We start from the raw sequence: 22,020 nt of genomic DNA, 5'->3' as shown, positions 1-22,020 counted from the left end.
GGAGTTACCCTACCGGGGTCACTCCCCGCACGAAGGTGTCAACGCCGACCCGGAAATGATGCTCCGCGAGGGCCGGGTCGAACTCCGTCAGAACTCCGAGGGCGTACATCTGGGTGCGGGTCTGCTCCTCGACGACGTGCCCGAGCACGAAGTGGAGCAGCGCCGCCATCGTCGCCTCAGGTTCCGGGTGCCCCGCACGGGTGAGGAGGTCGCGGCCACCTGCCGTCGGATCCAGGGTGCCGAGGCCGAGGGCGTGGGAGGAGCTCACGAGTTCGGCGGCATCGCGATGGGTGAGCAGCGCAGCACGGAGGCTGTGGGCCCAACCGGACAGGTCATCCACCGAAGTGAGCGTGGCGAGGATCTGGTCCGCGATCGCGGCCAGGAGCGACTGTTTATTGGGCACGTGGTAGTACAGGGCCCCCGCCTGGACACCCAACGAATCCGCGACGCGCCGCATGCTGAGGTCTCCGAGGCCGTACTCGTCGAGGATCGCCAACCCGGCATCGACGATGGCCGCCCTACTCAGCGCCACGAGGCCCCTTCCCTGTCCGCCCGGCTGCCCCGGCGGAGATATGCACGCGCCCACCCTACTGGCACGCCTACGCTGGAGGCATGCGTGAGTTCCACAAGCCAGTCCGACGCCCCGGCGACATCATCGAGGCGCTCCACGGCGCCGGCGACCCTGCAGAGCTCGGCGGGCTGGCCCACGACACGGCCGCCGCTCTCCTCCACCGGGTACGCACAGCGCCGGACCCGCGGATTGTCGACAGGCTGATCGGGTACGCCGACGAGCACGGGATCGACGACGTCGCCGAGCTGTGGGCCGACGCGCCCGCGGAGACGTTGCCCGGCGCGCTGTGGCGGCTGTACCTCGTCCGGCACACCGTGGCCGCCAACCCCGAGGACGCGGGCCGGATCTTCGCCCAGGGTGCGGAGGTCGACGGCGTGAACCAGGCGATCGCGGGCTCCCCGCACGCCCCCACCCCGGCGGAAGTGGTGGTCCTGGTCAACCAGATCCTGCGCGGCGCCTTCACCGGCGACTTCGCCGTGGCGCTCGAGCGCGCCTCGGCGTTCAGCCGGGTGATGGCAGCGGGTGCTGCGGAACTGGGGCCGCGCCACGACGACCACGAGCGGCTCGCCGCCGGGTACACGACGATGGCCGAGGAGTTCACGATGCAGGCGAAACTGTGGCGATCAGGGCAACTGACTTGAGCCTCAGCGCAGAGCCATTACACTCGGTAGATGCCGGGCCGCGGTAACCCCGGGCTCCACTTTAAGCCGCTTCGAGCGGCCACGCGCCGAGAGGCGTTCTGCGGTCCGGCCCTCACTTCTTCAACGCCATACGGGCCCTGCAGCGTGATCGCTGCAGGGCCCGCATCGTTCCCGTGTCTTCCGGGATCATCCGATACTCAGGCGCGCTGGACCGCGCCGAAGCGCTCCTCCGCCATCTTCACCGCGGACTGCCTGGCCGCCGCGGCCTCTGCGTCGGTCAGCGTCCGATCGGCGCGGAAACGCAGCGCGAACGCCAGCGACTTCTTCCCCTCGCCCACCTGGTCGCCCGTGTAGACGTCGAACAACGCGATCGACTCCAGCAGTTCACCGGCGCCCTCAGCCAGAGCTGCCTCCACCTCGACGGAGGCGATGTCGGCGTCGACGATCAGCGCCACGTCCTCCTTCGCCATCGGGAAGGAGCGCATGGGCTCGATGTCGCCCCCGCGGACGGCGTGGCCCAGCAGCAGGTCGGCGTTGAACTCGACGGCGCAGCTGCGTTCCGGTAGGCGGAAAGCGGCGACCACCCGGGGGTGCAGTTCACCCGCGTGGCCCAGCACGATGCCGTTGACCGACAGTTCGGCGCACCGGCCGGGATGCCACGGCGCCATCTCCACGTTGCGGCGCTCCAGTTCGACACCGACCGCCGCGGCGGCCGCTTCGGCGAACGCGACGACGTGGGTCCAGTCGGCGACGACGGCGGGACCGTCCCAGCCTGCGGACTTCCAGTTGCCGGTCACGACGGCGGCCATGGTTTCGGGCTGCGCGGGCAGCGCGGCGTCGAGCGCGGCCAACTCATCCTCGGTGGGGCGTGCGGCGACTCCGGGGCGGGGGGCGTCGGGCTCCCCACCGTCGAAGAACACCTTGCCCTTCTCGAACAGCGCCAGATCCGACAGGCTGCGCGACGTGTTGCGGGCGACGGCCGTGAACAGGCCGGGCAGCAACGAGGTGCGCAGGTAGCTGTGCGTCTCCGACAGGGGGTTGGCCAGCTTCACGAGGCGTCGACGGGGGTCCGCCTCGGCAACGCCCAACTGGTCGAGCTCATCGACGGAGACGAACGGCAGCGACAGCACCTCGGTGAAGCCCAGGGCGGCCACCGCGCGCATCGCGGCGCGCCGGTCACGGATGGCCGGGTCGAGGCCGCGGGTCACGGGGGGGACGGGCAGGGTCATGCCGATCCGGTCGAAGCCGACGTGACGGCCGACCTCCTCCACCACGTCATAGGGGTCCACGAGGTCGTTGCGCCAGCTGGGGGCGGTGACGGTCAGCGAGTCCCCCAGCGCGGTCACCCCGATCGACGCGGCGTTGAGCAGGCGCAGCGTCTCGTCCTGCTCGACGCGGGTACCCAGCACGTCGGAGATCAGGCCGCTGCGCAGCGACACCGTGTGCGGCACGGGGGCGGAACCGACGACGGTCTCGGCCGTCACCTGTCCCCCACCGTGGGTGGTCAGCAGCTTCGCGGCGCGCTTGGCGGCGGCGTAGGGCAGCTGCGGGTCGACGCCGCGCTCGAAGCGCTTCGAGGCCTCGGACGGCAGTCCGTGACGGCGGAACGTGCGCGACACCGAGGTGGCCTCGAAGTGCGCGGCTTCGAGGACGATCCTCGTGGTGCCCTCCGAAACCTCGGTGTTCTCGCCGCCCATGACGCCGGCCATGCCGATGGGGCCGGAATCATCCGTGATCAGCAGGTCGTCGGTCGTGAGCGTGCGGTCCTGGCCGTCCAGCGTGGTCAGGCGCTCACCCTCGTGCGCGAGCCGCACCCGGATGGGGCCCTGCAGCTTGTCGCCGTCGTAGGCGTGCAGCGGCTGGCCGGATTCGAGCATCACGTAGTTGGTGACGTCGACGGCGAGCGAGATCGAACGCACGCCCGAGGCGCGCAGCCGCTCAGCCATCCACTCGGGAGAGGACGCGGCGGGATCGATGCCTTCGATGGTCAGCGCCACGAAGGAGGTGCAGCGCTCGGATTCCAGCACCAGCGGATGGCCGCCCTCAACGGGCTCGGGCAGGGGCTGGCGGTAGGTGTCCTCGAAGGTCACGCCGTTGGCGATGGCCGCCTCGCGGGCCAGCCCGCGCAGCGACAGGCAGTAACTCAGGTCCGGCGTCACATCGATGTCGAGCACCTCGTCGGCGCTCCACAGGATGTCCTGCGCCTGGGTGCCGGGCTCCGCGGTGCCGGGGGCGAGCACGATGATGCCGTCGTGATCCTCGCCGAGGCCCAACTCGAGCTCCGAGACGATCATGCCGTCGGAGACGTGGCCGTAGGTCTTGCGGGCGGCGATCTCGAAGTTGCCGGGGAGGACGGTGCCAGGCAGCGACACGACGACGAGGTCGCCCTCGGCGAAGTTGTGCGCGCCGCAGACGATGCCGCGGGAGGACGGGAACTCGTCGGTGGCAGGGTCGTTGTGCCCGCCGACGTCCACGCGGCAGTAGCGGATGGTCTTGCCGTTCTTCTGCGGTTCGTCGACGAAGCTGAGCACGCGTCCGACCACCAGCGGGCCCGTCACCGGCGACTCCGTGGACTCGATGCGTTCGACGGTGAGCCCCACCGCGGTGAACTGCTCGGCGAGCTTGGCGGTGGTGACGTCGGAGGGCAGCGTGACGAGGTCGCGCAACCAGGAGACGGGGGCCTTCATCGGGCTCCTCCCAGGATGGATCGGCTGAAGCGGATGTCGCCCTCCACGAAATCGCGGAGGTCGGGGGCGCCGGTGCGGAACATGACCGTGCGGTCGATGCCCATACCGAACGCGAAGCCGGAGTAGACCTCCGGGTCTACTCCGCAGGCCCGCAGGACCCGCGGGTTCACGACGCCGCAACCGCCCCACTCGATCCAGCCTTCGGAACGGCAGGTGCGGCAGGGCGCGTCGGGGTTGCCGACAGACTCGCCGTGGCACACGAAGCACTGCACGTCCACCTCGGCCGAGGGTTCAGTGAACGGGAAGTAGTGGGGGCGCATGCGGGTGGCGGTGTCGCCACCGAACATTGCCTTGGCCAGGTGGTCGAGCGTGCCGCGCAGGTCCGCCATGGAAATGCCCTTGTCCACGACGAGGCCTTCCAGCTGGTGGAAGACCGGGAGGTGCGTCGCGTCGTACTCGTCGGCGCGGAACACCTTGCCGGGGACGACGACATACAGCGGCACACCGTGCGTCAGGAGGGCGCGCGCCTGGACCGGGGAGGTCTGGGTGCGCAGCAGCTTGCCTGCCGACGGCGGGTCGATCCAGAGGGTGTCCTGCAGGGCCCGCGCGGGGTGGTCCACCGGCACGTTGAGGGCGTCGAAGTTGTACCACTCCGCTTCGAGCTGCGGACCGTCGGCGACCTCCCAGCCCATGTCCGCGAAGACGTCGATCATCTCGTCGATCTGGTTGGTGATGGGGTGCAGCGCCCCGCGCGGGCCGGTGGTGACCGGGAGGGTCATGTCGATGCGCTCGGCGATCAACGAGGCCTCAAGCTCAGCGGCTGCGACCTCTTCCTGGCGAGCCGCGAAGGCCTGGTTGACCTGGCCGCGGGCCTTGCCGATGCGCTGCCCGGCCTCCTTGCGTGCCTGCGGGGGCAGGGCGCCGATCTCGCGGTTGGCGAGCGCCAGCGGCGAGGTGTCGCCAGCGTGGTCGTGCCGCGCCTGCTTGAGTTCAGCCGTCGTGACCGCGGCGCCGATGGCTGCCAGCGCGTCGGCGACGAAACCGTCGATGGCCGCCGGGTCGAGCGAGGCGACCTGCTTGGGATCGAAGTTGTCGTTTGGCCCCGACATGGGTCCCTCCTTGTTCACTGTTGCGTGGATGGACGGCGCGGTGCCGTCATCCTGCTGAAGAGCGTCGTTGTGCGGAGGCGGTGGCGTAGAGGCACACCGCAGCAGCGCTGGAGAGATTGAGGCTCTCCGCCCCACCCCACATTGGCACGGCGACCACCTCGTCGGCCAACTCACGGTCTTCTTCGGGCAGTCCCCATGCCTCGTTGCCCATGATCCAGGCCACGGGGCCGCTGAGTTCGCCGGCGGCGGCCTTCAGGTCGAGCGGGTCGCCGTCGCCGTCGGCAGCCAGCACCGTCATGCCCATGGCCTTGACCTTGGCAACCGCCTCAGCGAGTGGCACCCCGGTGAGGATGGGGAGGTGGAAAAGGCTGCCGACGGTGGAGCGCACCGTCTTGGGGTTGTAGATCTCGACGCTTCCCGTGGTGAGGATCACGCCGTCGGCGCCGAAGGCGTCCGCGCAGCGGATCACGGTGCCGGCATTGCCCGGGTCCCGGACCTGCGCGCAGATCACGAGGAGGCGGGCGTCGTTGACGTCCTCCCAGCCGAACGACAACTGGCGGCAGACCGCCACGATCCCCTGCGGGGTGACCGTGTCGCTCAGCGTGCGCATCTGCTGGTCCGTGGCCTGCCACACGGGCACGTTCACGGCGTCGAGCAGATCGGCGTGTTTGGCGGGGTCATCGACGATGACCTCCTCCACCAGCGAACCGACGGCCAGCGCCTCGCGCACGGCCTGCCGGCCCTCAGCCAGGAAGAGCCCGGCCGTGTCGCGGCCACGTCGCCCCGTCAAACGACGAACCGAACGCAGCACCGAGGCGGGAAGGCCAGGGGCTGCGTCCGGTCGAAGGGTCACTGAGTCCGCTTTCAGGCGGCTGCAGCGGGCTGGTTGTCCTTGGCGACGGCGACGAGGGCGTTGAACGCCGTGATGTCGTTGACGGCAAGGTCGGCGAGGATCTTGCGATCCACCTCGACACCAGCGTTCTTCAGGCCGTTGATGAAACGGTTGTAGGTCATGCCCTCGGCGCGGACGGCAGCGTTGATGCGCTGGATCCAGAGGCCGCGGAAGTCGCCCTTCTTGGCGCGACGGTCGCGGTAGGCGTAGGTGTACGAGTGGAGCAGCTGCTCCTTGGCCTTGCGGTACAGACGCGACCGCTGGCCGCGGTAACCCTTCGCCTGCTCGAGAACTTCGCGGCGCTTCTTGAGCGCGTTCACCGAACGCTTCACGCGTGCCATGGTGACTCCTTGGGTGGTGTGTGTGATTCAGAAAGATGGTGGGGTGGGAACTGCGTCCCGGCTTGAGCCCCGGCCTGGGCCGGGTTCAGCGTGCGGGATCAGCGGCCCTTGTGCTTGCCGAGCAGCTTGCGCACCGACTTGACGTCGGCCTTGGACACCTGGGCGGTGCCCTTCAGGCGACGCAGGCGCGTCGAGCCGAAGGTCTCGTTGAGGTGGCCGAGGTTGGCCTGAGCACGACGGATCTTGCCAGTGCCCGTCATCTTGAACCGCTTCTTCGCACCGGAGTGCGTCTTCATCTTCGGCATATCTAGCTCGCTTTCCTACTCGATCTCAGAGATCGATGTCTGGGTCCATGTTGTCTGCAGGACCACGCTTCTTCTGGTGGACATCCGTCTGGGCGGCGGCGCGGAGTTCCGCTTCCATTGCCCGTTCGTTCTCGGCCTGCTCCCTGCGCTCCGCCATGCGGCGGTCGCGGTCGGCGGCCTGGTCGACCTTGGCTTCGGTCTTCTTCTTGGTGGGTCCGAGCACCATGAGCATGTTTCGGCCGTCCTGCTTGGGAGAGGCTTCGATGAAGCCGAACTCCGCCACGTCGGCCGCCAGGCGGCGCAGCAATTCCATGCCCAGTTCGGGGCGGGACTGCTCGCGGCCGCGGAACATGATGGTGATCTTCACCTTGTCGCCGGCCTTGAGGAAGCGGACCACGTGGCCCTTCTTCGTCTCGTAATCGTGCTGATCGATCTTGAGGCGGAGCTTCATCTCCTTGGTGGTGACGTTCTGCTGGTTCTTGCGGGCGTCGCGCACCTTCTGTGCCGCCTCGTACTTGAACTTGCCGTAGTCCATCAGCTTGGCGACCGGCGGACGCGCCTGCGGGGCCACTTCGACAAGATCCAGATCGTTCTCCGCCGCGAGACGCAGGGCGTCCTCGACGCGCACGATGCCGACCTGCTCGCCATTGGGGCCGACGAGCCGGACTTCGGGTACTCGGATGCGATCGTTGATCCGCGGTTCAGTGCTGATGGGTCCTCCAGTTGAAGAGTTGGTATGTACTGGTCAACGACAAAAGGCCCCTGCACATGCAGAGGCCCACGCACCAACTCGACGACGGAGCAACCGCTCGTCGCGGGGTGACCCGGCCGCCACAGCAACTCGGGTGGGAGTGGAACTCCGCTTTATCAGGGCAGCCGGAAGCCGCCAACCTTGAAGATTATACGCAGGCCGCCCTGCATCTTCCAAAACCGGGTTCGCCGGGGCCCGGCGGCGTGGTCAGGCTTCGTCGTCCTCGGCGTACTTCACCCACGCGAAGTCCTCGCCCTCGAACTCGACGAGACGGAAACCGTCGGCGAACTTCTGCAGCGCGTCGCCGGCGATCACGAATGGTACAGGGCCGGCGACATCGATCAGCAGTTGCTCCGCGTCAGCGGCCTCGACGGTGGCGCAAAGCTCGTCGAGCAGGCAGGGCACGGGCCGCGCACCGGCCTCCCAGGCCTTGAGGGAGTCGTAGCCGGTGAAGGCCAGAAGGTAACTGCCGGACTCGTCCTTGAGCGTGACGGCCGCCATCTCCGCGTGACGGTCCGGGTCTGGGGCGTCACCGCCCTCGTCACCGCTGGCCACGATCGGTAGGAGCAGGCGGCTGGTGCAGAGTGCCACCAGGGCCCTGATGTAGCCGTTGTGGTCCTGCGCGCGCGCGATGGCGGCGCGGGTCAACGGGTCCGCAGCCCCGTCGTCGCCTGCGAAGCGGGAGTTCGGTTGTGCCAGGGAGCGCAGTTCGACCATGCCCAGAACCCTAGCCGTTCATGCGCCCGCGGCGATGTGCCAAACTGGGGGGCATGCCCATTGAGCTCATCGGGACCATCGCCGTCGCCGTCGTGATCCTCGCCATCGCCGCAGGAGTCACCGCCCGGGTGGGAAGGGTGCGGCCGCTGATCATCGGGCTGGGCCTGGCCGCCATTCCCGTGGGGCTGTACCTCACCGGCCTGCTCAGGCTGCTCATCAACGGGATCATGAGCCTGGTGGACTGGTTCCAGCGCACCGTGTTCACCGACGCCGTGGCGTGGGGCCTGGGCCTGCTGGTGGGCGGCATCATCCTCACCGTCGTGGGGCTCATGCTGCCCCGGAAGCCCGCCCGTGAGCATGCGGTTAAGCCTGCCGCGGGCCGGGAGGCCCCCCAGCGCGACCGCACCAGGCAGTTGCCCGGCGCCACCGCGGCCAAGCCCGCCACCGGCACCGCGCCGTCGACGCCCTCCCCCGCCGCGAAGCCGGCCGCCAAGCCCGCCGCGCAGCCGGCTCAGAAGGGCACAGACCCCGAGGACGCGGAGATCGAAGCGCTGCTGCGCAAGCGCGGCATCATGTGAGCTGGGCGGCTCAGTCGGCGTCGGCGCTGCTGTAGCCCGCCGAGGTCGCCCCATTGGCCTTCAGCCACCGGCGCAGTTCGATGATCTTGCGCTTGCCACCCTCACCTTCGAGGAACTGGATGGCCAGCACGGGCCTGCGCTTGAGGGTGTCCTCCTGCTTGACCAACAGTGAACTCCAGGCATCGCCGGGACGCAGCCGCACCCCCGCGATCGTGTCCACGCCGTAGCGGCGCAGGAACGGCCCGTTGCGGACGGTGACCACACCGTCCGCCGCCCACAGCCGTGAATAGCCGACGGACAGCATGATGGCGATCATCAGGAACACGATGAACAGCAGCGTGCCCGCCTGCGCCCAGGTGACCTGCCCACGGATCTCCGGACCCAGCGCGTACCAGCCGTACAGCGCGCCGAAGAGCAGCACCATGGACAGCACGACACCGGTCATCAGCGCCGGCGGGCTGGAGTACGAGAGCCTCGCGGGGACGGGGTCTTCCTCGGGGGTGAGCGGCTGGTCGACGGGATCTGTCACGACGCTCCTCAGAGCCTGCAGGCGGCGAGTTCGGTGAGCAGGATGCCCCGCGCGCCGGCGTCGTGGAGGCGGTCCATGAGGAGGTGGGCACCCTTCCGGGGAACCAGCACGCGCACGGCGCTCCAGCCCTCCTTCGAGAGCGCCGACACCGTCGGGCCCTCCACGCCCGGGGCCAGCGACGTGGTGGCCTCCAGGTCATCGGTGTGCACGTTGTAGTCGAGCATCATGTAGTTCTGGGCGACGAGCACCGAGTGCAGGCGGGTCTTCAGCGCCTCCGCCAGAGGCGGCAGCGCGCTGCCGCCGTTGCGCTGGATGAGGACGGCCTCGGATTCGCAGATCGGTTCGCCGAACATCTCGAGGCCCGCGCGACGCAGCGTGGTGCCGGTGTCGACGACGTCGGCAACGATGTCGGCGACGCCCAGCCGGATGGCGGATTCGACAGCGCCGTCGAGCCCGACGAGTTCGGCCTCGATCCCCTTCTCGTCGAGGTACGTCTGGAGCAGGCCGGTGTAGGACGACGCGATGCGCTTGCCGCGGAGGTCTTCGAGCGTCATCGACGACCCGTTGACCGCAGCGAAACGGAACCGGGAGCCGCCGAAGCCGAGCGCCATGACCTCGGTGGCGTCCGCCGCCGAATCCAGGAGCATGTCGCGGCCGGTGATGCCGATGTCCAGATGGCCGCGGCCGATGTAGATCGCGATGTCACGGGGACGGAGGTAGTAGAACTCCACGCCGTGATCGGTGTCGATCAGCGTGAGGTCCTTGCTGTCGGTGCGCTGCCGGTAGCCGGCGGAGCGCAGCATCTGCGACGCGGCCTCGGCGAGGGCGCCCTTGTTGGGCACGGCGATGCGAAGGAGTCGTTCGGTGGTCACGTGTTCGTCCTCAGAGGTAGCGGTAGATGTCGTCGAGGTCGAGATCAAGGGCGATCATCATGACCTGCAGGTGGTAGAGCAGTTGGCTGATCTCCTCGGCGGCCTGGTCCTTCGACTCGTACTCGGCGGCCATCCACACCTCGGCGGCCTCCTCGACGACTTTCTTGCCGATGGCGTGCACGCCGGCGTCCAGCCGCTCCACAGTGCTCGAGCCTTCGGGCCGGGTGCGCGCGGTTTCGGTGAGCTGCTCGAAGAGCTGTTCGAAGGACTTCACGTTTCCAGACCTTATCGCTTAGAGCTTGATGCCGAGCAGCGCGTTGACCGCGGCGGACATCTCGGAGATGGCATCGGTGTCGTCGCCACCGATGCTGAGGCTGGCCGCCGCCCAGGTGTCGACGGCGGCAAGGGCGGCAGGGGCGTCGAGGTTGTTGCGGAGCGCGGTGCGCATGGCGGCGATCGTCTCGCCCGCAGGCAGCGCCCCGCCATCGTTGACCATGCCGCGCCACAGGGCGAGGCGCTCGGTGGCCCGTTCGAGCTGGTCCGGCGTCCACTCCCAGTTCTCCTGGTAGTGGTGGTCGAGTAGCGCCAACCGGATGGCCATGGGGTCCGCCCCGGCCTTGCGCAGGCGGCTGACGAGCTCGAGGTTGCCCTTGGACTTGCTCATCTTCTCGCCGTGGAGCGCCACCAGGCCGGAGTGCACGAAAGCATCCGCGAGAGGCTCACGGCTGGCCACGATGGCCTGCGCCGCGCACATCTCGTGGTGCGGGAAGACGAGGTCCGCACCGCCACCCTGGACGTCGAAGTTCGCTCCGAGGTAACGCAGCGAGATGGCTGTGCACTCGATGTGCCAGCCAGGACGACCCGCACCGAGTTGCGAGGACCAGCTGGGTTCGCCGTCGCGGGAGTAGCGCCACAGCAGGCTGTCGAGCGGGTGCCGCTTGCCCGGGCGGTCCGGGTCACCGCCGTTCTCACGGAAGCTGGCGATCATCTCCGCCTCGCTGAGGTGACTGACGCCGCCGAAGCCCGGCGCGGCTGCGGTGTTGAAGTACCAGTCCGGGTGCTCGTCGTCGCCCACCTGGTAGATGAGGCCGCTGGCGAGCAGGTCATCGATCAGTTCGGTGACGCAGCTGATGGACTCCACGGCGCCGATGTAGTTGTTCGGGGGCAGGACGCGCAGGTCCTGCATGTCGCTGCGGAACAGCTCCGTCTGGTCCGCGGCCAGTTCCTCCCACTCGACGCCGGTCTCGGCGGCACGCTCCAGGAGCGGGTCGTCGACATCTGTGACGTTCTGCGTGTAGTCGACGTTGAGCCCGAGGTCGCGCCAGACGCGGTTGATCAGGTCGAACGTGAGGTAGGTGTTGGCGTGACCCAGATGCGTGGCGTCGTAGGGGGTGATGCCGCACACGTACATGCGCGCGGTCTCCACATCCGCGGCCACAGGCACCAGGTTGCGCGACGCTGTGTCGAACAGGGTGAGCTTGTCCGGAACGGCGCCACCCGAGGGCGGCAGGGCCGGGACGTCAACGGTTTCCCACGCATACATGGGTCACAACTTACCGCCTAGATCGGAGGCCACGGGATGCTGGGCCACCGCTCGGATGGCCGCGGCATCGCTCCTTCCGCCAGCATCGCCTCGGCCCGCCCCGTCAGCGCGGCCCATTCCTCGTCGGTCAGTCCGGGCGCGAGCGGCGCGTCGATGCCCGCCGCGAGCGCGACGATGGAGAGCTCTTCCTCGGTGAGTGGATCGCCGGCCCATCCCCACAGGACGGTGCGCAGTTTGTTGTCCGGGTGGAGGCTCACGCCGTGGTCGACACCCGCGAGGGCGTCGCCGTGCGTGATGACGTGGCTGGCCTTGCGATCGGAGTTGTTCAGCAGCGCGTCGAACAGGGCGAGCGCGCGGAGCCGGGGGTCGTCGCGGTGCGCCAGCACAACGGGCAGGTCCTCAGCGTTCAGACCGGTGAGGATGGGCAACCAGGTCTCGTCCACGTCGGTGGGCTCAAGCAGATCGATCAGCGGCGTGGGGGCGCCGTCCACCCAGCGCTGGGCAGATCCCTCGCCGAGCGGCCCCTCGCACCAGACGGTCAGCGGCACCACACCGAACCCGAGTTCTTCTGACAACGCGTAGGCCGCGACCTCGCGGCGGCCGAGGGTGGCCATCGGGAAGTCCCACAGCGGAGCCTCCCCCGCCACCGGCTTGTACACCCAGTGCGCCTCCTCCTCGTCTACGGCGAGGAAGGTGGCGTTGGAGGCATCGACGAGCCGCCCTACGACCTGGAGCGCTCCGCTGGGCCCGGTCATCCGAACAGCGGCCCGCGGTAGCCGTTCGCGCGGGGGCAGATGTGTCCTGCCGGGTCCAGTGGCTGGCTGCACGCCGGGCAGGAGGGCCGCCCGGAGGCGACGACGACCTCCGCTCGGGAGGAGAACTCCCGCGCCATCACGGGCGTCATCCGGATCTGGACGAGCGAGTTCTCACCCTCCTCGTCAGGTTCGGCGGAGAAGAGTTCGAGGAGGAGGCGGTTGCGCTCATGGTCCCAGGCCAGGCCGATGGCCGCCGCGCGGAACAGCACCTCGACGGGCGCGTCGAGCGGACCGTTGTCAGCCGGTGGCTGCCGCGGCGGCACTTCGTGGCCCAGTTCCGCGAGCTGGTCGAGCACGTCGCCGACCCGCACGCCCAGCAGGAGCGTCTGCTCCTTCTCCAGTGCCACGGCCGCCAGGCGGTTGCCCTGCGCCACCTGGATGAGGAACAGGCGTTCACCAGGCGCGCCGATGGTGCCGACGATGCAGCGATCCGGGTTGTCGAAGGCGAGCATCATGGCATCACCCTACGCCCGCGACATCGCCGCCGCCGATGGTCGGAGCGGAGTTGCCCCCGAGGAGCGAGGCGAGGTCGCCTCCGGTGTTCACGCACACCACGAGGGGCCGCTCGCCGCTGTAGTCGATGACGCTCAGGCCGGCCGGGTGCACGTGGAGGCGCTGGAACTGGTCCAGATGCATTCCGAAGGCGTGCGCGAGGATCGCCTTGATCGGGTCACCGTGCGAGAACACGGCGATGACCTCGTCCGCGCCGTGCCTGCCCGCCACGTCGGCGATGGCCGCGGTGGTTCGATGGAACATGGCCAGCATGGACTCGCCGCCGGGGAAGGCCACGACGGAGGGCCTGGCCTGCACGTCGGCCCACACCTCCTGGGAACTCAGGTCGTCGAGTTTCGCGCCGGTCCATTCGCCGTAGTCACATTCGCTGACGCCGTCGAGCAGCTCAGGGTGGGGGAAGCCTGCCAGCGTGGCCGTCTCGATGCACCGCTCCACCGGGGAGCTGTAGGCGGCCGCGATGGTCACGTTCCTCAGCAGTTCACCGAGGGCCACGGCCTGCCCCCGCCCGATGTCGTCCAACGCCACCCCCGGCGCGCGCCCGGCGAGCACGCCCGCTGCGTTCGCCGTCGAGCGGCCATGCCTGATCAGCACCACCTTGGTCATGGGGCCCAAGCCTAGTAGCCTCATCGGCGGTACAGTGGCCCCCGGTTTGGCTTCGGGAGGACGCACATATGGACTGGTTGCAGGCGATCGTGCTCGGCATCGTGCAGGGGCTCACGGAATTCCTGCCCATCTCGTCGAGCGCGCACGTGTCGATCGTCGGGCAGCTGCTGTTCGACGGCCGCGACCCCGGCGCCGCCTTCACCGCCGTCACCCAGCTGGGCACCGAGACGGCCGTGCTCGTCTACTTCCGCAAGGACATCGCACGCATCATCGCGCGCTGGTTCGGTTCGCTCCGCGGCACGGTGGAGCACTCCGACCCCGACGCCCGCATGGGCTGGCTGGTGATCATCGGCTCCGTCCCCATCGTCGTGCTGGGGCTGCTGTTCCAGGACGCCATCGACACCACGCTGCGCAATCTCTGGATCACCGTGGCGATGCTGGCCGGCGTCGGCATCGTGCTGGCGATCGCTGACAAGTTCGGCGAGAACAACACCAAGGACCTGCGGCAGCTGAGCTGGCGCGACGGCATCCTGTTCGGTCTGTTCCAGGCTGCAGCGCTGATCCCCGGCGTGTCGCGCTCCGGTGCCACCATCTCCGGCGGCCTGTTCCTCGGCTACGACCGGCCCGCCGCCACCCGCTACGCGTTCCTGCTGGCCGTCCCGGCCGTCTTCGGCTCCGGCCTCTACAAGCTCAAGGACATCGGCGGCGACTCCACCGCGGCTTGGGGTCCCACCATCGTGGCTACCGTCCTGGCGTTCATCATCGGCTACGCCGTGATCGCGTGGCTGCTGCGCTACATCTCCACGCACAACTTCCGGCTCTTCGTCGTCTACCGTCTGGCGGTTGCCGCGATCGTCGCGGTGCTGTTGCTCACCGGCGTGCTCGCTGCCGCCTAGGCTGGGTCCCGCTATGCAGCTTCGTCCACTCGGTGCCACCGGTCTCCATGTCTCCCCCCTCGGCTTGGGGACCATGGCGTGGGGCCGCGACGTCGAGTGGCCGATGGCGCAGGCCCTCCTGCACGATTTCGTCGACGGTGGGGGCAACCTCGTCGACACCGCACCCGCGTACGGCGCCGGGGTCGCGGAGAAGATGATCGGCAAGGCCCTGCACGCGGGTCTGCCCAGGGAGTCGCTGGTCATCGCCACAAAGGCGGGCTTCGTCGTACGCGACGGACGCCGGGTGATCGACACGTCCCGCGGCGCGTTGCTCAACGACCTGGAGCAGTCGCTGCGGCGGCTGGGGACGGACCACGTGGACCTGTGGCAGGTGCACGCCTGGGGTGACGCCCCCGTCGACGAAACGATGTCGGCGCTGGACACGGCCGTCGCCCGGGGTATGGCCCACTACGTGGGTGTGTCGAACTTCGTGGGCTGGCAGACCGCCACGGCCGCCACCTGGCAGGACGCGGACCGGGCCCGGGTGACGCTGTCCAGCGTTCAGGTGGAGTACTCCCTGCTGGCACGGCGTGCCGAGGTGGAGGTCATCCCCGCCGCCGCGCACCACCGGCTGGGCGTGCTGGCGTGGTCCGGGCTGGGCCGCGGGGTGTTGACCGGCAAGTACGCCGGCGGCCGGATCCCGCGCGATTCCCGCGGCGCCTCAGATCACTTCAGCTGGTTCGTCGAGCCGTATCTGCAGCCCCGCTCGTCGGCGATCGTCGACGCGGTGGCACACGCGGCCCAGGGTCTGGGGCTGACAGCGGCCCAGGTGTCGCTGCTGTGGACCAGGGACGCTCCCCAGGTGGCCTCGGCCCTGATCGGCCCCCGCACCACGGAACACCTGGCCGAGCTCATGGACGTCGAGCACAAGACGCTCGTGCCGCCCATCGTCGCCGCCCTCGACGACATCTCCGGCGGCCCGAACGGGCTACGGCCGGCTAGCCCAGCTCGAACGTGATGTGGTGCAGGCCCTCGCCGTCGATCTCGAGGTGCAGCGTCCCGGTGACCTCTTCCAGTTCACCGGTGCCCGAGCCGGGGACGATCTCGTAGCGAAGCTCCTGCACGCCGCCCTGCATGGTGCCGAACTGCTGGAACGAGACGGCTCCCTTGCGACCGTCCAGCGTACCCTCGAAGACCTCCATGGCCACGTAGCCCGCCGTCCCGCTGGACGCGTCCCCACCTGAGACCATGACCCCCTTGCTGACGCCCTGCGCCGCGCCCTCCCACACCTTGGCGAAGTCGAACCTGCTGGTGGCGGGCAGCAGAGCCTCGGTGGGGGTGATCTCAATCTCAAAGGTCGCCTCAACGCCCATGTCATCTGCTCCTCAGACGTTCCGCGCCCACCTGCCGGGGCCCTTCTGGAGTCCACCCTAGCCCCGATTTGCGTAGTCCCGGGGTGTACCTGCTAGAGTTCCTTGTCGCTCCCCGAAAGGGAAGCACACCCTGTCCGGGTGGCGGAATTGGTAGACGCGCTAGCTTGAGGTGCTAGTGCCCGTTTAGGGCGTGGAGGTTCAAGTCCTCTCTCGGACACAAGTTGGAACCCCCAGTCAAATCGGCGAAAGCCGCACTGACTGGGGGTTCTGCCTTTTCTCCGTCTCGCCACGCCCCGACAGCGTGCACCACTCTGTAGCATGTTCATCGCACGTTCATCGCACGAGATCGCACGACGGGGGCATGCCATGAGGTTTGGCTACATTCGCCAGTCCGCCTCGTGCTCGTCACCGGCCGCACACTGCGTCACCTGCGGGCCGGGTTCGCCGATGTGGACAACTGGTTCGACGCAATCGTCGCCGAAAACGGCGCGGTGCTCCACACCAGTGCGGGGTCGCAGGTGCTGGCTCAGCCGATCGACCCAGCGCTGGCCGACGCACTCACGGGCCGCGGGGTCCGGGTCGACCGCGGGCAGGCACTCCTGGGCTGCTCGGCGACCCACGACCACCTCGTTCTGGAGGAGGTCCGTCGGCTCGGAGCCGACTACCAACTCACGCGCAACCGCGGCGCCCTGATGATCGTGCCGGCCGGCGTCACCAAGGGAACCGGACTGGACGCCGCACTCGACAACCTGGGCCTGTCCCGACACTCCACTATCGCCATTGGCGACGCGGAGAACGACCACACCATGCTCGCGCGCTGCGAGATTGGCGTCGCCGTCGCCAACGCCGTCGAGTCTCTCAAGCGCCGCGCCGACATCGTCACACTTGCCCCGGACGGCAAAGGGGTGATCGAGATCCTGCGGGGTGACGTCCTGGCCGGGCGCTCCCACGTGCACCCCGAACGCTGGCAGATCTCGCTCGGCACCTACCTCGACGCCACCCCTGCCACTATTCCGGCCTCCCAGGTCAACATTCTTGTGACGGGTGGCACCCGTGCCGGGAAGTCCTTTCTGGCCGGGCTCATCGCCGAGCAACTCATCCGTCTCGCCTACGCCGTGGTCGTCATCGATGCCGAGGGGGACCACACCAGTCTGGGCGCCCTGCCCAACGTCGTTCATCTGGGTGGGCACGAGCCCGGTCCCAGGACCGGGCTCATACGCACCCTGTTGAGTCACCATGGCACAAGCATCATCGCCGACCTGTCCCAGCTCACGGGGAAAGAAAGGCAAACGTGGTACCAGGAAACACCGCCCCGGCTCGCCGATCTGCGCAGCGACCGCGGCCTGCCCCACTGGGTGCTGATCGACGAGGCCCACGAATCTCTCGGCCAAGAGAGCAAGACTCCACACCTGTTCGCACCGGACCGCAAGGGCCACTGCATGATCACCTATCACCCCACCGAACTCAGTGCTGAGGCTCGGAACAGCATCGACATCCTTGTGTCCCTGCAGCCAACTACCCTTGATGCGGAGGACGCGGTCGTCGCCGCCCCCACGGCGTTTAGCAGGCTCCCGGTCAACGATGTCCTCGCCGCATTCTCCGCCCTCCCCACCGGGGCCGGCTTGCTCGTGCGCGCCAGCGAGCCCGGAGTGCTGCGCCCCTTCATAGTCGGCCACCGGCGTACCACTCACGAGCGCCACTGGCACAAGTACGCGACGGCGGACCTACCGGTCCATCGGCGGTTCGTGTTCCGCCGCAGCCGGGAGTCAACCTCCGGTCACGAGGCTGCAAATCTACGCGACTTCCACAGTGAGTTGGACGTCTGCGAGGCCGACGTCATCGCTCACCACGCCGAGGCCCATGACTTCTCCCGCTGGATCCGGGGCGTATTCCGCGATGAACGCCTCGCCGCCGAAGTCGAGCAGGTCGAGGCCGAAATGACCACCGCTCGGCGGGAGAACGTTGAGGCCGCCCGGCGTCGGCTCCTGGCTGCCCTCGAGCACCGCTACCCCGGCTGAGGCTTGCCCGGCGAGAGGTGCGCCGGCCGCGGCTCGCCAAGCCACGGCCCCCCCGACGGTGCCGGGAATGCCCCCGGAAGGATCCGAAGGGGTTCTGCTGGGCGGCTGCGGCCTACTTCACGCGTGAGCCGCGCGACCATCCCTCAATCTTCTCGGGCCTGGGTGAGCGGTGTTGCCCGTCTCATATCCGTGGTCGCGCAGCAGTCGCAGGCCACACAGCCCCAGAACCGGCCAGGTGTTTGAGGGTAAAGGCCAGCAGCAAGCTGATGGCTCTGGCTCCTCGTCGATTACCCCCTGTGGGGTGCGGACAGTCGTTCGGCCACGTTCTCCAGAGCCAAACCCCTTGACCCCTTGACCAGCACGACGTCCGCAGGACTCAGCCAGGCGGCGGCGGTAGCAGCGGCGGCGGCCCTGTCCGATGCCACGGTGCTCTCGACGCCACCGGCTCCGGAGACCAGGTCGTCGGCATGGGCGCCGATCGCGATCAACCGGTCCACGCCGAGCGCTGCGGCAAGCGCCCCGACCTCGACGTGCGCCGCGGCGGCCCCGGGGCCGAGTTCCAGCATGTCGCCCAGCACCGCGAGGAGGCGCCCGCCGGGTCTACGCAACGAGGCGAGGGTGCGCAGTGCCGCGGTCATGGAGTCGGGATTGGCGTTGTAGGCGTCGTTAACCACCAGCGCCCCGTCCGGACGGGAGCTGAGTTCCATCCGCCAGTGCGAGCGGGCGGTGGCGTTGCCAAGAGCCAGGGCAACCGTGGAAACGTCCAGGCCCTGCCCCAGCGCCGCCACGGCTGCGGCCAGCGCATTGCCCACCTGATGGGCTCCGGTCACCTGCAACGCCACCGGGGCAGACCCTCTGGCTGCGCCGCTGGCGTGCAGCATGAAGGTGGGCCGTTGCCTGTCAGAGGCCCCGACCTGCTCGGCCCAGACCCGCAGGTCCCCCCACCCGGGCGCAGCACCGACGGCAAAGGTGGCGATGCGGGCGCCGGTGCGTCCGGCCATCGCTGAGACGAGCGGGTCGTCGGCGTTCAGGACCGCCCAGCCTTCTGCGGGCAGCGCCTCCACGAGTTCGCCCTTTGCCTTCGCGATCGCCGCTACCGACCCGAACTGGCCGAGGTGAGCGTGGCCGACGTTGAGCACAATGCCAACGTGAGGCGTCACAATCGGGCACAAGGAGGCAATGTGACCACTGCCGCGGGCTCCCATCTCGCTGACCAGGAACCGTGTGGCCGCATCCACCCTGGTGGCAGTCAGCGGCACCCCGAGCTCGTTGTTCAACGAGCCGACAGGGGCGACCGTGGGGCCGGCGGTCGCCAGCACCTGGGCCAGTAAGTCCTTGGTACTGGTCTTGCCTGACGACCCGGTGATGCCGACGGTGACCAGTCCGGCCGCGACGGCTTCCTCCACAAGCGCCGTTGCCAGGGCGGTCAGCCCGGCCAGCGGGTCGGGCACCACAAGTTGCGGGACCGCCATGGGGAGTTCCTTGCGCACGAGGACGGCCGCGGCGCCAGCCGCGACCGCCCCCTCAACGAAGTCGTGACCATCGGCCCGCTCCCCCGGCAGAGCGACAAAGAGGGCGCCGGGGGAGCATGCGCGTGAGTCGATAACCACGTCGGGGCCGACGAGAGTGCCAGGGTCGCCGACCAGCCTGGCTCCCGTCAGGCGGGCCAACCGGTCGGCGGTCTCTCTACGCATGCGATTCATCATTCACGAATTCTGGTACGTCTGTCAAGTTACAGTCCACCATGATCAGCTTCTCGCGACTGACATCTCCGACGAGCGACGCTGACTTGACGTGGAGACACTTCTCCTGTTTCCTGGGGCAAGAAGGGGAGTAATCCTCGCTCCGCATCGTCAACACGGTCCCCACCTCGGGATCCGGTGCGCAGGGCCCACAAGGCCGATGAGACCTTCACGAAACTCGTGGAGGTCTTTGTCATGAATGTTCCTTGGTGGGCGTGGTTCGCCGTCCTAGGTGTGATCCTGGTGATGCTCGCCGTGGACCTGATCGCCCACCGCACAGCCCACGTGATCGGCGTGCGAGAAGCCGCCGTCTGGTCGATCGTGTGGGTGACGATCGGTGTCGCGTTCGGTGTGCTGGTGTGGACGTTGTGGGGGGCGGAATTCGGGCAGCAGTATTTCGCCGGATACCTGATCGAGAAATCCCTCGCCGTGGACAACGTGTTCATCTGGGCTATCATCTTCGCCGCGTTCGCGGTCCCGCGCGAGTTTCAGCACCGAGTGCTGTTCCTCGGCGTCCTCGGCGCGCTGATCTTCCGCGGAATCTTCATCGCCGCCGGCGCTGCGCTGATTGAGAACTTTTCCTGGATCCTCTACGTATTCGCCGCGTTCCTGATCTACACCGGGTGGCGAATGTTCCGCTCACGCAACGAGCACGTCCACCCCGAGAAGTCCCGCATCCTCAAGCTGTTCCGCCGGTTTGTGCCGATGACAGACGCGTACCACGGGCAGAAGTTCCTGATCCGCAAGGCAGGACTAGTAGTGGCGACGCCGCTGCTCGCGGTGCTGGTGCTGGTGGAGATCACTGACATCATCTTCGCCGTCGACTCGATCCCGGCGATCTTCGCCGTGACCAGCGAACCGTTCCTCGTCTTCACCGCCAACGCGTTCGCGATCCTCGGCCTGCGAGCCATGTACTTCCTCCTCGCTGACCTGATCCACCGGTTCGTCTACCTCAAGATCGGACTCTCGTTCGTCCTGATCTGGGTGGGCATCAAGATGCTGCTCCTGGATGTGCTCTACATCCCGACCACGATCAGCCTCGCCGTCGTCGCGACCATCATCACGGTGTCCATTGTCGCCAGCCTGCGCGCCACCCGCGGCCAAGGCCGACGCGAAGTGCAGGCCGAGGCTGCAGGGGCGTTCCGGATCGCCACCGACGAGGAGCTGGGCGCGGTCGAGCCGGTCTTCCGCCGCCGTGTACTTGTGCTCGCGGGGAGCCGGAACGATCGCTCCGGCGACTGACCGTAACGCCGGCCCGCTGCGATCAGGGAAACACCCGCGGCGGCGCTACACCCGATCCCTCAGCCAGTCAGAGGAGGTACACCCGACCGCCAGACTGAAGGGTGGTTGGCCGAAACTGCTGACGATGCCCAACGCCCACCGGCCGAGACGCGCCATGACCCGAGCTCAACCGACCCGCCGTTATCCACATCACCGCCCACCCCGAAGGGAACGCTAATGAAGTTGTTCGACCTCCTCACCAGCCTGGCTTCCCAGGCCCGCAACAAGACCCCCTCCCCAGCGCCGACCCCCGGCAGCGAACCCCGAGACTGGAGAAGCACGCTGCGGGGCACAGTGGACGCACTCATCGGTAACACGGCAGCGGAACCAGCCCAGCCGCCGTTCACGCCGCCCGCCGCCACCCAGTCAGCACCCTCGGGATCGGTCGGACTGACCCCATCGCCGCCGGATCACCAGGCGGCCGACCGTGCCGCTGTGGCCCGCTACGAGTACCTGCTGCGCACCGCCGAACCCGTCCAGCTTGAGCGGATCCACGCAGACGCGTTCGCACGCCTCACTCCCGCAGAGCGGGACCAACTCCACGCGCGACTGCGCACCGAATTACCCCTTGGGGAGCAGCCGCGCACATCGCAACCGGCCGATCTTGCCCGCACCGCCACCCGTGCCGAGGCTGCTCAGCCCGGCTTTCTGGCCGGTATCCTCGCCCGCATCCCTCGACCCGGCGCCGCCACGACCGGGCAGAGGGTCGGGGTGGCCGCTGCCAGCGCGGGAGGTGGACTCCTGATCGCCGTCGCCGGCGGTGCGGCAGTTAGCGCCATCGCCGCCCCGCTCCTCGCTGAAGCCGTCAACGTCGGTATCGATTTCGATGCCCTTGCCGGGTTGGTCAGCGTGGAAGGCTTCACCAGCGGTCTCGAGGATCTCACCCCCGGGGCCACTGACCTGGCTGACGGGGTGAGCGGCGTCGCTGCCGGGGCATCCGAGCAGGTCGGCGGATTGGGAGAAGACATCACTGGCTTCGGGGAACAACTCTCCAACCTTGAGATTCCCGGCTGGGGAAGACTCTTCGGAGGCTGACCGGAGCCAACCACGCTAAGCACGTCATCCCTGACCGGACAACAGACGGCGCCCGCTCGCTTGTTGAGCCAGTGCCCAGCAGGCCTCGCGCTTTCATGACTGAAGCGACTGGGATTCATGAGATGCGGAACATAGGCAGGGCGCCGTTATCCCGAGAAACCCCCTGTCCCTGCGGACGCTGACAAGGCGTGACGACCAACGCTCGGGATAACATATTCCGGCTCTTCAC

General features: G+C 68.4%; 24 protein-coding genes and 1 tRNA gene. 8 read left to right on the top strand and 17 right to left on the bottom strand.

Annotation, left to right across the window (positions count from 1 at the left end; all coding sequences use genetic code 11):
- Positions 1–4 precede the first annotated feature (4 nt).
- A complete protein-coding gene (locus ACZK4S_RS06990) occupies positions 5–532 on the bottom strand; it encodes a TetR/AcrR family transcriptional regulator C-terminal domain-containing protein (RefSeq protein WP_463643816.1) in 528 nt (175 codons plus the stop codon).
- Between the two features lie 80 nt (positions 533–612).
- Between ACZK4S_RS06990 and ACZK4S_RS06985 the strand changes: the two genes are divergently transcribed.
- Complete coding sequence (locus ACZK4S_RS06985) at positions 613–1,212, top strand: hypothetical protein (RefSeq protein ID WP_076063959.1); 600 nt, start codon at positions 613–615, stop codon at positions 1,210–1,212.
- A 197-nt stretch (positions 1,213–1,409) separates the two neighbouring features.
- Here the strand turns inward: ACZK4S_RS06985 and pheT are convergent, their stop codons facing one another.
- The 7 genes from pheT to ACZK4S_RS06950 form a co-directional block, all read right to left on the bottom strand.
- Positions 1,410–3,899, bottom strand: a complete 2,490-nt coding sequence (gene pheT / locus ACZK4S_RS06980; RefSeq protein WP_076063957.1) for a phenylalanine--tRNA ligase subunit beta — start codon at positions 3,897–3,899, stop codon at positions 1,410–1,412.
- Complete coding sequence (gene pheS, locus ACZK4S_RS06975) at positions 3,896–5,008, bottom strand: phenylalanine--tRNA ligase subunit alpha (RefSeq protein ID WP_076063956.1); 1,113 nt, start codon at positions 5,006–5,008, stop codon at positions 3,896–3,898. The genes pheT and pheS overlap by 4 nt, the downstream gene beginning before the upstream one ends.
- 46 nt (positions 5,009–5,054) lie before the next feature.
- Positions 5,055–5,861 (bottom strand): TrmH family RNA methyltransferase, encoded by an 807-nt coding sequence (locus tag ACZK4S_RS06970; protein ID WP_076063954.1) that lies wholly within the window; start codon positions 5,859–5,861, stop codon positions 5,055–5,057.
- An 11-nt stretch (positions 5,862–5,872) separates the two neighbouring features.
- A complete protein-coding gene (gene rplT, locus ACZK4S_RS06965; protein ID WP_076063952.1) occupies positions 5,873–6,241 on the bottom strand; it encodes a 50S ribosomal protein L20 in 369 nt (122 codons plus the stop codon).
- Positions 6,242–6,339: 98 nt separating this feature from the next.
- Positions 6,340–6,546: a 50S ribosomal protein L35 gene (gene rpmI, locus ACZK4S_RS06960; RefSeq protein WP_076063949.1), complete on the bottom strand. Its 207-nt coding sequence runs from the start codon at positions 6,544–6,546 to the stop codon at positions 6,340–6,342.
- A gap of 25 nt (positions 6,547–6,571) precedes the next feature.
- Complete coding sequence (gene infC / locus ACZK4S_RS06955) at positions 6,572–7,240, bottom strand: translation initiation factor IF-3 (protein ID WP_076063947.1); 669 nt, start codon at positions 7,238–7,240, stop codon at positions 6,572–6,574.
- Between the two features lie 264 nt (positions 7,241–7,504).
- On the bottom strand, positions 7,505–8,014 hold the full coding sequence (locus tag ACZK4S_RS06950; RefSeq protein WP_463643813.1) for an SseB family protein: 510 nt from the start codon (positions 8,012–8,014) through the stop codon (positions 7,505–7,507).
- A 53-nt stretch (positions 8,015–8,067) separates the two neighbouring features.
- On the opposite strand from ACZK4S_RS06950, the gene ACZK4S_RS06945 reads away from it, so the two are divergent.
- Positions 8,068–8,592, top strand: a complete 525-nt coding sequence (locus ACZK4S_RS06945) for a hypothetical protein (RefSeq protein ID WP_076063945.1) — start codon at positions 8,068–8,070, stop codon at positions 8,590–8,592.
- 10 nt (positions 8,593–8,602) lie between these two features.
- On the opposite strand, the gene ACZK4S_RS06940 is transcribed toward ACZK4S_RS06945, so the two are convergent.
- Genes ACZK4S_RS06940 through ACZK4S_RS06910 form a run of 7 tightly spaced genes read right to left on the bottom strand, consistent with a single transcriptional unit; the run spans position 8,603 to position 13,467 of the window.
- Entirely contained in the window at positions 8,603–9,121 is a 519-nt protein-coding gene (locus ACZK4S_RS06940; RefSeq protein ID WP_463643811.1) for a hypothetical protein, read from the bottom strand.
- 8 nt (positions 9,122–9,129) lie between these two features.
- Positions 9,130–9,993, bottom strand: a complete 864-nt coding sequence (hisG, locus tag ACZK4S_RS06935; RefSeq protein WP_076063940.1) for an ATP phosphoribosyltransferase — start codon at positions 9,991–9,993, stop codon at positions 9,130–9,132.
- 10 nt (positions 9,994–10,003) lie between these two features.
- The gene (locus ACZK4S_RS06930) at positions 10,004–10,267 is read right to left on the bottom strand and encodes a phosphoribosyl-ATP diphosphatase (RefSeq protein ID WP_076063938.1); all 264 of its coding nucleotides are present in this window, start codon (positions 10,265–10,267) and stop codon (positions 10,004–10,006) included.
- A gap of 18 nt (positions 10,268–10,285) precedes the next feature.
- On the bottom strand, positions 10,286–11,536 hold the full coding sequence (mshC, locus tag ACZK4S_RS06925; protein ID WP_463643810.1) for a cysteine--1-D-myo-inosityl 2-amino-2-deoxy-alpha-D-glucopyranoside ligase: 1,251 nt from the start codon (positions 11,534–11,536) through the stop codon (positions 10,286–10,288).
- Positions 11,537–11,553: 17 nt separating this feature from the next.
- Positions 11,554–12,291, bottom strand: coding sequence for an Rv2133c family protein (locus tag ACZK4S_RS06920; RefSeq protein WP_463643809.1), 738 nt, complete (start codon positions 12,289–12,291; stop codon positions 11,554–11,556).
- A complete protein-coding gene (locus ACZK4S_RS06915; protein WP_076063930.1) occupies positions 12,288–12,806 on the bottom strand; it encodes an Rv2134c family protein in 519 nt (172 codons plus the stop codon). The genes ACZK4S_RS06920 and ACZK4S_RS06915 overlap by 4 nt, the downstream gene beginning before the upstream one ends.
- A 4-nt stretch (positions 12,807–12,810) precedes the next feature.
- Complete coding sequence (locus ACZK4S_RS06910; RefSeq protein ID WP_076063928.1) at positions 12,811–13,467, bottom strand: Rv2135c family putative phosphatase; 657 nt, start codon at positions 13,465–13,467, stop codon at positions 12,811–12,813.
- A 68-nt stretch (positions 13,468–13,535) separates the two neighbouring features.
- Here ACZK4S_RS06910 and ACZK4S_RS06905 point away from each other — a divergent pair, with 68 nt between their 5' ends.
- Both ACZK4S_RS06905 and ACZK4S_RS06900 read left to right on the top strand, forming a co-directional pair.
- On the top strand, positions 13,536–14,363 hold the full coding sequence (locus ACZK4S_RS06905; RefSeq protein WP_076063926.1) for an undecaprenyl-diphosphate phosphatase: 828 nt from the start codon (positions 13,536–13,538) through the stop codon (positions 14,361–14,363).
- 13 nt (positions 14,364–14,376) lie between these two features.
- On the top strand, positions 14,377–15,360 hold the full coding sequence (locus ACZK4S_RS06900) for an aldo/keto reductase (RefSeq protein WP_076063923.1): 984 nt from the start codon (positions 14,377–14,379) through the stop codon (positions 15,358–15,360).
- Here ACZK4S_RS06900 and ACZK4S_RS06895 read toward each other — a convergent pair.
- Positions 15,341–15,715 (bottom strand): DUF3224 domain-containing protein, encoded by a 375-nt coding sequence (locus ACZK4S_RS06895; RefSeq protein ID WP_076063921.1) that lies wholly within the window; start codon positions 15,713–15,715, stop codon positions 15,341–15,343. The two genes, ACZK4S_RS06900 and ACZK4S_RS06895, sit on opposite strands and share 20 nt — an antisense overlap.
- A gap of 132 nt (positions 15,716–15,847) precedes the next feature.
- On the opposite strand from ACZK4S_RS06895, the gene ACZK4S_RS06890 reads away from it, so the two are divergent.
- Both ACZK4S_RS06890 and ACZK4S_RS06885 read left to right on the top strand, forming a co-directional pair.
- Positions 15,848–15,932, top strand: a tRNA-Leu gene (locus tag ACZK4S_RS06890).
- Between the two features lie 181 nt (positions 15,933–16,113).
- Positions 16,114–17,733: an HAD hydrolase family protein gene (locus ACZK4S_RS06885; protein WP_463643807.1), complete on the top strand. Its 1,620-nt coding sequence runs from the start codon at positions 16,114–16,116 to the stop codon at positions 17,731–17,733.
- Positions 17,734–18,020: 287 nt separating this feature from the next.
- On the opposite strand, the gene ACZK4S_RS06880 is transcribed toward ACZK4S_RS06885, so the two are convergent.
- Positions 18,021–19,427, bottom strand: a complete 1,407-nt coding sequence (locus tag ACZK4S_RS06880) for a UDP-N-acetylmuramoyl-tripeptide--D-alanyl-D-alanine ligase (protein ID WP_076063987.1) — start codon at positions 19,425–19,427, stop codon at positions 18,021–18,023.
- A gap of 243 nt (positions 19,428–19,670) precedes the next feature.
- On the opposite strand from ACZK4S_RS06880, the gene ACZK4S_RS06875 reads away from it, so the two are divergent.
- Together ACZK4S_RS06875 and ACZK4S_RS06870 are read left to right on the top strand one after the other, a co-directional pair.
- Positions 19,671–20,717 carry a TerC family protein gene (locus ACZK4S_RS06875; RefSeq protein WP_076063985.1) on the top strand — a complete coding sequence of 349 codons (1,047 nt, stop codon included), beginning with the start codon at positions 19,671–19,673 and terminating at the stop codon, positions 20,715–20,717.
- Between the two features lie 216 nt (positions 20,718–20,933).
- Positions 20,934–21,791 (top strand): hypothetical protein, encoded by an 858-nt coding sequence (locus tag ACZK4S_RS06870; RefSeq protein ID WP_076063916.1) that lies wholly within the window; start codon positions 20,934–20,936, stop codon positions 21,789–21,791.
- Positions 21,792–22,020 lie beyond the last annotated feature (229 nt).

This window comes from Tessaracoccus zhenghani (genome assembly GCF_055326325.1).
The sequence above is the reverse complement of the archived record's forward strand: the minus strand, read 5'-3'. Positions and strand labels throughout refer to the sequence as shown.

Bases quoted from the DNA above. Each gene is read 5' to 3' on its own strand.
- ACZK4S_RS06985 (WP_076063959.1), top strand. From the start codon at position 613: ATGCGTGAGTTCCACAAGCCAGTCCGACGCCCCGGCGACATCATCGAG.
- pheT (WP_076063957.1), bottom strand. From the start codon at position 3,899: ATGAAGGCCCCCGTCTCCTGGTTGCGCGACCTCGTCACGCTGCCCTCC.
- pheS (WP_076063956.1), bottom strand. From the start codon at position 5,008: ATGTCGGGGCCAAACGACAACTTCGATCCCAAGCAGGTCGCCTCGCTC.
- rplT (WP_076063952.1), bottom strand. From the start codon at position 6,241: ATGGCACGCGTGAAGCGTTCGGTGAACGCGCTCAAGAAGCGCCGCGAA.
- rpmI (WP_076063949.1), bottom strand. From the start codon at position 6,546: ATGCCGAAGATGAAGACGCACTCCGGTGCGAAGAAGCGGTTCAAGATG.
- ACZK4S_RS06950 (WP_463643813.1), bottom strand. From the start codon at position 8,014: ATGGTCGAACTGCGCTCCCTGGCACAACCGAACTCCCGCTTCGCAGGC.
- ACZK4S_RS06945 (WP_076063945.1), top strand. From the start codon at position 8,068: ATGCCCATTGAGCTCATCGGGACCATCGCCGTCGCCGTCGTGATCCTC.
- mshC (WP_463643810.1), bottom strand. From the start codon at position 11,536: ATGTATGCGTGGGAAACCGTTGACGTCCCGGCCCTGCCGCCCTCGGGT.
- ACZK4S_RS06920 (WP_463643809.1), bottom strand. From the start codon at position 12,291: ATGACCGGGCCCAGCGGAGCGCTCCAGGTCGTAGGGCGGCTCGTCGAT.
- ACZK4S_RS06915 (WP_076063930.1), bottom strand. From the start codon at position 12,806: ATGATGCTCGCCTTCGACAACCCGGATCGCTGCATCGTCGGCACCATC.
- ACZK4S_RS06910 (WP_076063928.1), bottom strand. From the start codon at position 13,467: ATGACCAAGGTGGTGCTGATCAGGCATGGCCGCTCGACGGCGAACGCA.
- ACZK4S_RS06905 (WP_076063926.1), top strand. From the start codon at position 13,536: ATGGACTGGTTGCAGGCGATCGTGCTCGGCATCGTGCAGGGGCTCACG.
- ACZK4S_RS06900 (WP_076063923.1), top strand. From the start codon at position 14,377: ATGCAGCTTCGTCCACTCGGTGCCACCGGTCTCCATGTCTCCCCCCTC.
- ACZK4S_RS06895 (WP_076063921.1), bottom strand. From the start codon at position 15,715: ATGGGCGTTGAGGCGACCTTTGAGATTGAGATCACCCCCACCGAGGCT.
- ACZK4S_RS06880 (WP_076063987.1), bottom strand. From the start codon at position 19,427: ATGCGTAGAGAGACCGCCGACCGGTTGGCCCGCCTGACGGGAGCCAGG.
- ACZK4S_RS06875 (WP_076063985.1), top strand. From the start codon at position 19,671: ATGAATGTTCCTTGGTGGGCGTGGTTCGCCGTCCTAGGTGTGATCCTG.
- ACZK4S_RS06870 (WP_076063916.1), top strand. From the start codon at position 20,934: ATGAAGTTGTTCGACCTCCTCACCAGCCTGGCTTCCCAGGCCCGCAAC.